Source organism: Paenibacillus sp. FSL K6-1558 (assembly GCF_038002565.1).
GTDB classification, from domain to species: domain Bacteria; phylum Bacillota; class Bacilli; order Paenibacillales; family Paenibacillaceae; genus Paenibacillus; species Paenibacillus polysaccharolyticus.
The window spans coordinates 5,812,111-5,824,101 of the sequence record NZ_JBBOCV010000001.1 but is presented as its reverse complement, the minus strand read 5'-3'; the positions used below and the strand labels follow the sequence as shown (position 1 = coordinate 5,824,101).

Below are 11,991 nucleotides of genomic sequence, written 5' to 3'. Positions count from 1 at the left end.
TTCCTACACTCCGCGCGAAATGTTGATTAAACCTTCACGTGAGAGGTGTTCCAAAAAAGCCACAACCTGATCACGGCATTGTTCTGCCTGAATGTCATATTCTGTAGCAAGCGTCTCAATCAATTCATTCAGCGTTCTCTCTTCTGCAATCAGTTCCCAGATTCGTCCGCCTGTACTTCCCAGATTGTAATATTTCCCGGAACTGATGCTCATCATCACCTTTTCGCCACCCATATCACTGACCAAGTTGCCATCCTTCTGGATTACGACGTCATTCGCATCGATAGGTGTAATTGCTGTCATATTTCTATCTGCACTCCTTTGCGTATATGATTAATGATCCGATCCACCATTTCAAATGCTGTAAAATGGTGCCCCGTTCTGCTAATTCTGTTAATCTCCACACTGGCTGAAAGTCTTGAAGCTGTTTCAAACAACCATTGAGCGAGTCCTTGGCGATTCACCAGTCCACCGCGAAAGGTATGAGAGCAGAGCAAGTGCAGACGTTCCAGACCACTTACCTCCTGCAAATACACAGAACCAGATTCCTGGTCCGGCTCAGGTACAAGTTCGTAGATTCCCCCAAGTGGAACAGCCCTCTCGTGAAAATAGTGCTGAACCGGTATGGCGTATTTCGTAATTTCAGCATGCACCGTTGCATAATCCTGCTGCTTCATTCCGAAGCCTTCCAGACTAGGCTGCCATAATTTCTGCTGGGGATATCCGGGGGATACGATCGCTCTGCCTCCAGCATCCCAGGTCAAGGCAACCACATCATCGGTGAGAAGAGGATATCCGCGTGAGGCCAGTGCCGCTGACAAGGTAGACTTTCCCGCGCCAGAATGCCCAACGAACGCGTAGGCCCAACCATCAATCACAACTGCGCTTCCGTGCAGAGGAAGAATACCACGCTGCATCATAATCACGGACATGCATGTCCCGAGGATAAACAGCCTGACTTTTTTCGGATCGGCACCAGATACTTGAGAGACAACGATTCGTTTGCCATGCTCCATGAAAAAAAGACCCGTATCTTCGATTCTGAAAAAAAGACAACCGTCTCGCGCCACAAAGTTGTCGCTACCAACATCCCATTTCTCCCATAACCCTGCCAGATCAAAAGACTCGATCTGTACATCAGCGACATCCTGCTGCGTTTCAGCAGTCAGAGTTGCGCGCTGCAACTCAGGCATCGGAATCTGACTCAACCAGCGTAAACCATAAGCTTCATAGTACAAAGGCAACAATAAAGGCGCCTCCTTCATTTATAGATATGAAAAAAGCCCTGATATTCACAAGCTCAATATTAGGGCGGAGGCGAAAAAGCTGGATTGGTTGCATTTCCGCCCTTTAAGTATGAACTAGCTGGGGAAACTACTAAATTAGGACGTTGGATCGTACATGTCGGCATCGTGAACAGTGATCCAGTCGATTTGTCTGTATCCTACCCCTGCCATCGTTTCATTCACATCCAACACTTCAAGAACGGGTGCTTGCCATTCCTTTTTTTCGTTTTGCATCGTTTTCACCTCCTTTCAAGAGCGTATACGTTTGCCTTGGATCAAAACTTCTGAATAAAGCGGTATACAATTAAACTGTGCATCATCAAACGCAAATCCGGATGGGATGCCAGTTCGGGCCTGGGACTTGGAAAATTAGCCAGAGCTGATTTAATCCGATCCGTGTTTAATATGCCGGCAACCTGACTGTCAGAACACAAGGTTTGCAGTTCCGAGGTAAACGTCTGCCAGTCAGGCAAAATACGGTGTAGCCAGTCCGCAGGTTGTACGCCCCGTACACGCTGATTAAGCCTCACTTTGTCCGGCAATTCCGGTGATGTAGCTCGGCGAATGAGGGAACGATCCGTTCCCTGTCTTACATATTGCTCAATCGGTACGGAGAGACAAAATCGGATCACTCTTGGATCACTTGTGGGATCGCGTTCCCATGCGCGGTAACGAAGGGAACATTTGGTGGCGACGGCCCCATTTTTATTTGCAATCGCTAGATTGTTGAACTTGTCGGCTCGCACCTGTAGTGCATCGGCTCGGGCTCCGCCCTGGAGTACAAGGATGGATTTAAGTCGCTCCAGCACGCCTGTTCTCCGGGCCAGATCTGGATGAATCAGCTGTGCTCCTGCAGGCTGAGCTGTCCCCTTGTTATTTCCTTTGAACCAGTCTGGGAACGCTTTACGGCCTGTAATACGGGCGATGCGTGAGAATGCCATCCCTGTTCGTTCGCTGTACTGTTGCATCTCACGGAACCAGCGGAAGTATCGGCCACTTTTCAGTAGACTAGCGTAATAATCAAGTGCAGGTCCCCATGAGATCGTAAAATTGCCACGTGCGCCTGTCAGCAAAATACCGGCATCCTGCTCACTCGCTTTTTCATAAAATCCACGGATCCAGAATGAATTTTCAAAGTATTTATAAGGCATCTCCATCATGTTCAGCCACGTATCCACTTCACTGAGCGGACTGCGTCCTTCAAAATCGAGATAGTTCTCCGAGATATTGCCTACGTGATTAATGGTGGAACGAATAAATGGTCGCTCGTCTGCTAGCAACGTTTTCGACGTGTAATCCGTAAAATCCGGAACAGGCACGTAGCTATAAGCTTGTAGCTGCTTCCCCTGACTCCGGAGCGTTCCGGAAGCAAAACCCGCAACAGCTCCTGAATCCAGTCCACCACTTAATGCCGCTGCAACCTGTCTATGCGTTCGTAAGCGCGAACCTACGGCTTGGCTAAACACCTCACGAAAAGCTTCTACATAGTCTTCATCCGATTTGAGTCGAAGCGGTTCGACATCATCCCAGCGATGATATTGCCTGAGTTCGATCCTCCCGTTTCGAAACGTCAGCGTATGCGCAGAGGGCAACTGGTTCACTCCGCGATACACCGTGGAATGAATATCAGCCGAATCGTGCATGTCAGGGATGGCCAGAAATTCGGATAACCAGTTTTCGTCAAGTGCCTTCTGCACCCCTCCAAGCTCAAGCAATGGCTTCATTAACGTACAGAAGGCAAATCGCGAACCGTCATGTCGGTAATAAAATGCCCGCATGCCCGTAATATCCCTCGCAGCAAACAACATGCGGCGGCGTTCATCCCAGATCGCAAATACAAAGTCCCCTAGTAGATGACCAGCTACATCTTCTCCAAAACGCTGGTATGCACGGAGAATCAGTTCGCTGTCCGCCAGTCCAGCCAGCTCTGCTCGTGAAATCTGCAACTGATCGGCCAGTTGCTCACGGTTATCCAAAATGGCATCTGAAGTAATGGTCAATTGACTTTCTTCATCATAGAGAGGTAATTTCTCGTTTACGGACTCCAGCGTAATCCACTGAGCATGGCAACTAAGAAACGCTTCATCTCCTTTCCATACCCCCGTTGTATCTGCCGGGATATGTCCAAGACTTGCGTAGAGCCGCCAGCTGTCCTCCCATAGTGCTTGCTGACCTTCTGTATGTACGATTCCGGCTATGGCGCTCATGACTTTCCTCCCCGAACGATCTTGCGCTGGGATGCCCATGCGCTAATTCGATGACCAAATGGTATCCATGATTTGATTCGTTGTAATTTGCTATGGGCAGCATGAAGCTGTTTCTTCAAACGTTCCCGCTCCGTATACCCACGTTCCAGCCGCTGATCCGCTGCGCGAAGAGCTGCCTGCAATTGTCTGATCGTGGCCATAGCGGCTAGTGACGGGTCAATCTTGGGGCTTTCCTTCTCCTCACTGCCGCTGTGGATCGGAGACCGATCCTTGGCTCCATTCATCGGCGCATCCATGCGGTAATTTGGCTGCCAACGACACTCCGTTGCGAGTACTAGCTGTTGCTTGAGCCGCTCCAATACCTCCGTATCCGGCTCTGCCTGAAACTGGACTCCCGTCCAATCTTCAGCTTCTTGTAGCTGTTCACTGTACCCCATCCGGTGGAACAGGTTCGCACCGAGTACACGGCAATACAGTTCAACTTCTTGCCGCTCGAGTATGTTTTTCCAGTTGTTAACAGAACCTTGATGTGCCTCCTGATGTGAAGAGAGGAAGGGGTCCCCGACGCCCATACTATAGAACATGTCAGATTTCGTACTATCCACAAACTGACCATATCGCTCCATGCCTTGTTCATAAGTAATGCCTAGAAAAGCACATAACTTCTCCAGTTCTTCCTGAGGTTTTATAACGAGCTGTTCATATTTTAATTCGTAGGCCAAAGGATGAGCCTCTGCAAAATAATCATTCAATCGAGTTAGACCAAGTGTCAGGTCTACGGCTTTCATATTGAGTTTTGAATGATTCAGACTCTGAATCAGATCAAAAACTTCGCCGGTATGGCGATTTACTTTTTTAAAGGATGCCGCTACAGAAAGGGGGTTACGCTGAAGATGAATGCGTCTGGACTGCGGAAACAATCGATCCAGCCATTCAAGCATATAATAATAACGCGGAGATTTATCAACGATGAAGTCTGCTCCGCTCCCTTCCAGAAATCCATTATATATTTCAAGAGCAAAGCTTCTGCACGCCTTTTCGAAAATATCTTCGGACACCATCGCTTGATAAAATTGACGGATGATGGAACTGCCACCGTAAGCGCGAGAGTCGGCTTTGGACAAATCGACGAGATTCATCAGAAACCACATCTCCTGCGTGGCAAATATGCGACTATGATTTTGCAGCATAACGGTAGATAACGAACTGCCACTGCGGGGAATGCATAATAAAAAGACAAGTCCGTTTCCTTGCGTATCTATCAATGGCAGCCTCTCCTCTGTAAATTTATAAAATTATGCCGTGGGATCGGATCGACCGGATGATCATTACCTTGGAAATGACAGGGAATTTCGACACTCTAAGATACAATATGTATTTATACCTTTACTCTATGATACAAAATGTATCATGTCAATCTTTTATTTTCACCTTTTCATAATTTATTCACTTGCCAATGATCTAAGTACGCAACAATGCAAAAAAGCCTCCAGTTCCTGTTATGAGATAAACAGAATCCGGAGACCGAGATAATCAATAACCGATACGACACAATGACCATATCCATCTTATCTAAACCAAGCTGACCTAATCTAACCTAACCAATTGAAACCAGACTAAACTTATCCGGTAAAGGTAACATCCTTCCCTTTTCCAGCCATACCTAGGCCTTGCATACGTTCCAACTCTTCCTGGTCGGCTGACTGAGCATCCTGCATTCCTTTCTGTACCTTCACGGTTAATAATACCGCAATGCCTGCTACAAAAAAGAAGATCAGTGACAGAATGCCCCAGCGGGTAGAACCTGTAATCTGTCCCACGTAACCAAATACAAATGGCCCAAAGATCGAAGCGAACTTCCCTGTAATGTTAACAAATCCAAAATACTCACCCGTTCGTGCAGCCGGCATCAGATTGCTAAACAAGGAACGTGCCGTCGATTGACTAATCCCTTGCACAACGCCAACCAACCCTGCGAGCACATAAAAGTGCAGAGCTTGGGTCATAAAGTAGCCAAGTATAACGATACAAATATAAATACTTAAACTTACCAATAACACCTGCTTTGCTCCCCACCGCTGCGCCCAAGCACCTAGAAGCAGTGTACACGGGAAACCGATGAATTGCGTAATTAGTAGCGCCAACATCAAATCCGATGTACCAATGCCAATGCTTGTCCCATAGATTGTGGCCATCAGAATAATGGTATTAATCCCGTCATTGAAAAACCAGAATGCGACCAACATCCGAAGCAACTGCGGAAAACGCCGGATCTGACCGAAGGTTTGCCGTAATCTGCGTACGCCAACCTTTGCATAACCTGTTACGGATGCAGGCAACTCAGGCGAGGCTGGCCTTCTAGGTGCATAGCGGAAGATGGGAAGGGAGAACAGTAGCCACCACATCGAAACTGAAATGAATGCAAGTCGCGTACCTGCAAGTGTACTCGGCATGCCGAACCAGCCCGGCTGCTGAATCATTAACAGATTGATTGCAAGTAGTAACCCCCCGCCGATATAACCATAGGCATAACCTTTGGAGGACACCATGTCTCTTCGTTCTACAGGAACTAAATCCGGTAACATGGCATCATAGAATGTATTCCCCCCGGCAAAACCAATCGTAGACAACACGAGCAGGGTAGACGCAAGCAACCAGTCTCCTTCTCCGATCACGCTGAATCCCAGCGTTGACACAATTCCTGTTATCGCGAAAACTCGCAGGAAGTCCCCTTTTCGTCCCGATAGATCAGCCAGTGTTCCTAGCAGCGGAGTTAACAGCGCCACACACAACATTCCAATAGAGTGTGTATAAGCAAGGTAAGAAGCTGCCGTATCCTTATCCAATGTTGCCGCAGCAACAGAAGCATAGAATACAGGTAGCACCGCCGCAAGCACGGTTGTAGCATAAGCCGAATTGGCCCAGTCATACGTAATCCAGGCTTTTACTGCACGTTTATCCACACTTAATCCTTCCTTTACATGCATCAGGGCTCGATGCTCAGAATCAGACCTTTTTCTCTATTGTAAAGGAAAGATATCACATATGATCATGATTTTTGTAAAATTTAAACATGTACCTCGCTCCAGCCTATCCTAAGGCAATTGCAGCGTATTTCATTCATTTTAGTTGAGATCGCATCACATATCGTCCCCGCCCGTGAATATACTTAATTACCGACAGGCCAAACTGTGCCGCGTAATCAATGGGGGGTGCCTACATGTCAAATTCACACCAGCCTTACTCGTTCGTCGTATCCCGGGAAGATTGGTCGCTTCACCGCAAAGGGTACCAGGACCAGCAGCGCCATCAGCAAAAGGTGAAAGATGTCATTAAGCAGAATCTGCCCGATCTGATCACCGAAGAAAATATTATCATGTCCGATGGAAAACAAATCATCAAGGTACCCATTCGCAGTCTGGATGAGTACCGTTTCGTGTATAACTACCAAAAGCAAAAACATGTCGGTCAGGGGGACGGTGACAGTCAGGTTGGCGATGTCATTGGCCGTGATCCTGCGTCCCAGAAGCCGGGCAAGGGCGAGAAAGCTGGCGATCAACCAGGTCATGACATAGTGGAAGCTGAGGTCAGCATTGAGGAATTGGAAGATATTCTTTTTGCCGAACTGGAATTGCCGGATCTGAAACAAAAGGATAAAGATTTGATCGAGACACATACCGTGGTCTTCAACGATATTCGCAAAAAAGGCATGCAGTCTAACATCGATAAGAAACGAACCATACTGGAGAACCTGCGCCGCAATGCAACCACGGGCAATCCGGGCATTCATCACATCAGTCCGGATGATCTCCGCTACAAAACGTGGGAAGACAAAATCATCCCTCAGTCCAATGCCGTCATCATCGCCATGATGGATACATCCGGGTCGATGGGATCATTTGAAAAATATTGCGCCCGCAGTTTTTTCTTCTGGATGACTCGTTTTCTTCGTCGTCAGTATGAGAAAGTCGAAATTGTGTTTCTGGCTCACCACACGGAAGCCAAAGAAGTGACGGAAGAGGAATTTTTCACTCGTGGCGAGAGCGGCGGTACGATCTGCTCCTCTGTATATATGAAGGCACTGGATATTATCGATAAACGTTACCCGCCTACCAGTTACAACATCTACCCGTTCCATTTCTCGGATGGCGATAACCTCACCTCGGATAATGAGCGCTGTGTGAAGCTGATCGGGGAATTAATGAAGCGCAGCAACATGTTTGGTTACGGTGAAGTGAACCAATATAACCGCAGCAGTACACTCATGTCTGCTTACCGCCATATTAAGATGGATCAGTTTATGTATTACGTCATCAAGGAAAAAGGCGAGGTGTACAAAGCGCTCCGCAGCTTTTTTCAAAAAAGAGAAGGAGGCAGCCTAGGATGACCGATGAAATCCGCGAACTGGAATACGCGATTGCTGAAATTATGGAGATTGCCGATGGATTCGGCCTCGACTATTACCCGATGCGCTACGAAATCTGCCCGTCGGATATCATCTACACCTTTGGTGCTTACGGCATGCCAACAAGGTTCAGCCACTGGAGCTTTGGCAAAACGTTTCACAAGATGAAAATGCAATATGATTTTGGCCTGAGCAAAATTTATGAACTCGTTATTAACTCCAACCCTTGCTACGCCTTTCTGCTGGATGGCAACTCTTTGATTCAGAATAAATTAATCGTCGCCCACGTACTCGCACACTGCGACTTTTTCAAAAACAATGCCCGCTTCTCCAAATCCAACCGCAATATGGTTGAAAGCATGGCCGCCACGGCGGATCGAATCAGCAATTATGAGATGGAATATGGCACGGAGGCGGTTGAAGCCTTCATCGATGCGGTAATTGCCATTCAAGAACATGTGGACCCACAGCTCATTAAACCGCGGCACCTAGACAAACAGCGTTATATGGAGATGAAAATTCGCGAACAACGTGGTGATAAAGCCCCTAAACCGGAAGGTCAATATGACGACCTGTGGTCGCTCGACAATCTGCAAACTGAGGAAAAGTCCACGGATAGTCTGCAAGTGCATCATTTTCCACCAGAGCCGGAGAAAGACATTATGTGGTTCATCCAAGAGTTCTCCGAGGTGCTCACCGATTGGCAACGGGATATTATGAGTATGATGCGTGAGGAGATGCTCTATTTCTGGCCTCAGATGGAAACGAAAATCATGAACGAAGGCTGGGCTTCGTACTGGCATCAACGTATTATACGCGAACTCGATCTGAGCAGTGAGGATACCATCGAATTTGCCAAGCTGAATTCTTCCGTTGTGCAACCGTCCAAGCAGAGTTTGAATCCATATTACCTGGGACTGAAAATCTTTGAAGATATCGAGCGGCGCTGGGATCATCCGACACGCGAGGAACAGGAACGTTGGGGACGTCAGCCTGGGCAAGGCCGGGCCAAAATGTTCGAAGTGCGCGAGTTCGACTCCGATACCTCGTTCATCCGTAACTACATGACCAAAAAGTTAACCGAGGACCTCGACCTCTACGTGTTTGAGAAAAAAGGACCCGACTGGAAAATTACCGACAAGTCTTGGGAAAACATCCGTGACCAGCTTGTATTTTCCCGCATTAACGGCGGCTCTCCGTATCTAGTCGTACAGGATGCAGACTATCTGCGTACAGGCGAACTCGTGTTGAAACATCAGTATGAGGGCATCGAGTTGGATCTGAAATACATGGAGCGCACGCTTCCGTATCTGTACCGTCTCTGGGGACGCACAGTGCATGTAGAGACCCGTGTGGAAGATAAACCGATCTGGTTCACCTATGACGGCAAAAAGCACCATCGCAAGTTTTTATAGGCGGGAGTGACGAAATTCGGATATATCATGAAAAACGAAAAAAGAGGCAAGTTCCAGATACTACTCAGGAACTTGCCTCTTGACCGTTTATACGGAATGAAACACCGTGTTACGTTCCCCCAGCAAACGCAGGGGTACAAAGAAATTATTTTCCACTTCATTGGCGGGTAGTGGCCTGCTGAAGTAGTAACCCTGGATCTCCCGACAGTCATTTTGCATCAAAATATCGAGCTGGCCTTTGGTCTCGATCCCTTCTGCAATCACTTCCATCTTAAGATTCTGGGCCATCGAGATAATTGTGGCTACGATAGCCTGATCGCTATGGCTTTCGGTGATATCCGTGACAAACGAGCGGTCGATCTTGAGTTTGTGGATCGGAAAATGCTTCAGATAACTCAGTGAGCTGTATCCCGTGCCAAAGTCGTCCAGACTGATCTTCACACCCAGAGCGGATAGCTCGTTTAGAATTGCCGTGGATACCGCTGCATCCATCATCATGCTCTCTGTGATTTCCAGTTCCAGATATTTGGCTTCCAGACCTGTCTCAGTTAAAGCATTCTGCACCTGCTCCACCAGGTTGGACTGGTGAAACTGCTGGCTGGACAAGTTCACAGACACCGGTATGAGTGGCCCGCCGCTAGCGTGCCACAGCTTCATCTGTCTACAGGCTTCACGAATCGTCCAGTTACCAATATCGTAGATCATGCCGGTCTCCTCGGCCAGAGGGATAAATACATCGGGTGCAAGCAGCCCTTTAAGCGGGTGTTGCCAGCGAATCAGAGCCTCTACCCCGATCATTCGGCTGTCCAGCGTACGAATCTGCGGCTGATAGTACAGCACCATCTCATTACGCTCCAGTGCTTTCCTTAGATAACCTTCGAGCTCAATCCGTTCATAAAGTTCAGAGTCGAGCTGAGCCGTATAGAACTGGTAACCGTTCTTGCCATTTTTCTTCACCTCATACATTGCGGAGTCGGCATGTTTAATCAAAGCATCCGTTCCAACCCCATGTTCAGGGTACATGGCAATACCGATACTGGCTGTAACGTAAAAATCATTTTCCTTCAAACGATAAGGTTGCTTAATCGCTTCCACAATTTCTTCTGCAAGTCGAACCACCTGTTTTTCATCCGCTTGTTCTCCTGTGACTACCATGGTAAACTCATCCCCGCCCATTCGGGCTAGCGTAACATTAGAGGTTGCCTGAGGATGAGAAGCTTCAATTACGGTTATAATCCGGTTGCTCACTTCTTTCAGAAACACATCCCCGATGGAATGCCCCAGAGAGTCATTAATCATCTTAAACCGGTCTATGTCCATGACCATTACAGCAAACTTATGCTGTTTTTGTTGTTCACAGACATTTATCGTAGTAGCCAGCACTTCATCCAACTTGCGTCGGTTAGGCAACCCTGTAAGTGGATCATGCAGAGCCTGATGCCGAATATTTTGCTGTGCCTGGGTCTCTTCTGTAATATCTTTAATCAAGATATGGCTCCCAACATGGGTGTGATCAATGATGACTGGAATGACCGCAATACTCAGATCAAGGAGTTCATTTTGTGTATTTCTCATTTTGGCCATGTAATGCCGCTGTTGCAATTCCTGGTTGTCCCACGTGTGAGCGTTATCCTTACTCGAACACTGTACACTGATCTGCTCAATAATCTGGTTAATCGGGCGGTCAATCACCCTCTTTTCAGGATATCCAGTAATTGTAGTGACTACAGCGTTAATGCCTTTAATGATACCTTCGCGATCTACGGAAACGATGGCATCCGAATGATTATGGTACAGTGCATGATACCACTGTTCATTTTCATGAATACGTTGATCTTTCTGAATCATCCGTTGATTGATAAAATTACCGAATAACGTGAGACCAATGGCCACAATCGTTCCCGCCGCAATAAGGTAAGCAAGAACCTCCGACTCCACCTGTCTGCTTAGACTCTCAGGGATGACTTGCACTTGATGAAATTGAGCTGCTGCCATTCCGGTGTAGTGCATGCCTGTAATGGCCAAACCCATAATGAGTCCACTGCCTATTTTATAGACCCAATGATGTTTAGATTCCGGACGATTGAAAAAAAACATCAGCCACAGCGCTGCATAGGAAGCCAGTGCCGCGATCAGAACGGATAACACCACAAGGCCCGGCTTGTACGTAATCGGAATAGACATCGCTGCCATGCCTACATAATGCATAGAGGTGATGCCTGCAGTCAGCAACAATCCGGCAAACACAAGTTTGCTAATCCGGTTGGACGGGCGACCTGCAAATTCCAATGCTACCCCCGACGCGATAATAGCTAACAAAACGGACAAGATCACCTTGTCCATGGAATAGGAAACGTGCATAGGGAGCACAAAAGCGATCATGCCAACAAAGTGCATCGACCAGATACCCAGTCCCATAGAGATTGCCCCGCAAGCAACCCACCAGTGACGCGCCTTTCCACTCGTCAAAGATACACGGCCTGCAAGATCAAGTGCTGCATAAGAGGCTAACGACGCAATGAAATAGGATAAAATAACAAGTTGTAGATTGTACGTGCCATGTATGTGCTCCACTCACTCTGTCCTTTCAGCCGGGTAATGCTCATATGTATGTTAAATGTAAAAAAAGAAGCGAGTGCGCTGCCTGGGCGACAGGCACTCCCTCCGTAGCATTTGAC

General features: G+C 47.6%; 9 protein-coding genes. 2 read left to right on the top strand and 7 right to left on the bottom strand.

The genetic code is table 11. The features are described from left to right. Positions 1–3: 3 nt before the first annotated feature. From MHI38_RS25345 to MHI38_RS25320, 6 genes are all read right to left on the bottom strand, one after another. Positions 4–303 carry a lasso peptide biosynthesis PqqD family chaperone gene (locus MHI38_RS25345; RefSeq protein ID WP_090919998.1) on the bottom strand — a complete coding sequence of 100 codons (300 nt, stop codon included), beginning with the start codon at positions 301–303 and terminating at the stop codon, positions 4–6. After that, entirely contained in the window at positions 300–1,244 is a 945-nt protein-coding gene (locus tag MHI38_RS25340; RefSeq protein ID WP_154886806.1) for an aldolase, read from the bottom strand. Before MHI38_RS25340 ends, MHI38_RS25345 begins: the two co-directional genes overlap by 4 nt. Before the next feature lie 138 nt (positions 1,245–1,382). Then, entirely contained in the window at positions 1,383–1,520 is a 138-nt protein-coding gene (locus tag MHI38_RS25335) for a paeninodin family lasso peptide (protein ID WP_123065008.1), read from the bottom strand. A gap of 41 nt (positions 1,521–1,561) precedes the next feature. Continuing rightward, a complete protein-coding gene (locus MHI38_RS25330; protein WP_154983027.1) occupies positions 1,562–3,493 on the bottom strand; it encodes an asparagine synthase-related protein in 1,932 nt (643 codons plus the stop codon). Next, positions 3,490–4,758: a sulfotransferase family protein gene (locus tag MHI38_RS25325; protein WP_341181828.1), complete on the bottom strand. Its 1,269-nt coding sequence runs from the start codon at positions 4,756–4,758 to the stop codon at positions 3,490–3,492. Before MHI38_RS25325 ends, MHI38_RS25330 begins: the two co-directional genes overlap by 4 nt. 357 nt (positions 4,759–5,115) lie before the next feature. Further along, complete coding sequence (locus MHI38_RS25320; RefSeq protein ID WP_341181827.1) at positions 5,116–6,456, bottom strand: MFS transporter; 1,341 nt, start codon at positions 6,454–6,456, stop codon at positions 5,116–5,118. A 257-nt stretch (positions 6,457–6,713) separates the two neighbouring features. On the opposite strand from MHI38_RS25320, the gene yhbH reads away from it, so the two are divergent. After that, positions 6,714–7,880: a sporulation protein YhbH gene (gene yhbH / locus MHI38_RS25315; RefSeq protein ID WP_154886815.1), complete on the top strand. Its 1,167-nt coding sequence runs from the start codon at positions 6,714–6,716 to the stop codon at positions 7,878–7,880. Continuing rightward, positions 7,877–9,313: a SpoVR family protein gene (locus MHI38_RS25310; protein WP_154886817.1), complete on the top strand. Its 1,437-nt coding sequence runs from the start codon at positions 7,877–7,879 to the stop codon at positions 9,311–9,313. Before yhbH ends, MHI38_RS25310 begins: the two co-directional genes overlap by 4 nt. A gap of 87 nt (positions 9,314–9,400) precedes the next feature. Here the strand turns inward: MHI38_RS25310 and MHI38_RS25305 are convergent, their stop codons facing one another. After that, the gene (locus MHI38_RS25305) at positions 9,401–11,887 is read right to left on the bottom strand and encodes a bifunctional diguanylate cyclase/phosphodiesterase (protein ID WP_341181826.1); all 2,487 of its coding nucleotides are present in this window, start codon (positions 11,885–11,887) and stop codon (positions 9,401–9,403) included. Positions 11,888–11,991: the final 104 nt, after the last annotated feature.

Excerpts from the sequence above, each read along its gene's own strand:
- MHI38_RS25345 (WP_090919998.1), bottom strand. The coding sequence starts at position 303 with ATGACAGCAATTACACCTATCGATGCGAATGACGTCGTAATCCAGAAG.
- MHI38_RS25310 (WP_154886817.1), top strand. The coding sequence starts at position 7,877 with ATGACCGATGAAATCCGCGAACTGGAATACGCGATTGCTGAAATTATG.
- MHI38_RS25335 (WP_123065008.1), bottom strand. The coding sequence starts at position 1,520 with ATGCAAAACGAAAAAAAGGAATGGCAAGCACCCGTTCTTGAAGTGTTG.
- yhbH (WP_154886815.1), top strand. The coding sequence starts at position 6,714 with ATGTCAAATTCACACCAGCCTTACTCGTTCGTCGTATCCCGGGAAGAT.
- MHI38_RS25330 (WP_154983027.1), bottom strand. The coding sequence starts at position 3,493 with ATGAGCGCCATAGCCGGAATCGTACATACAGAAGGTCAGCAAGCACTA.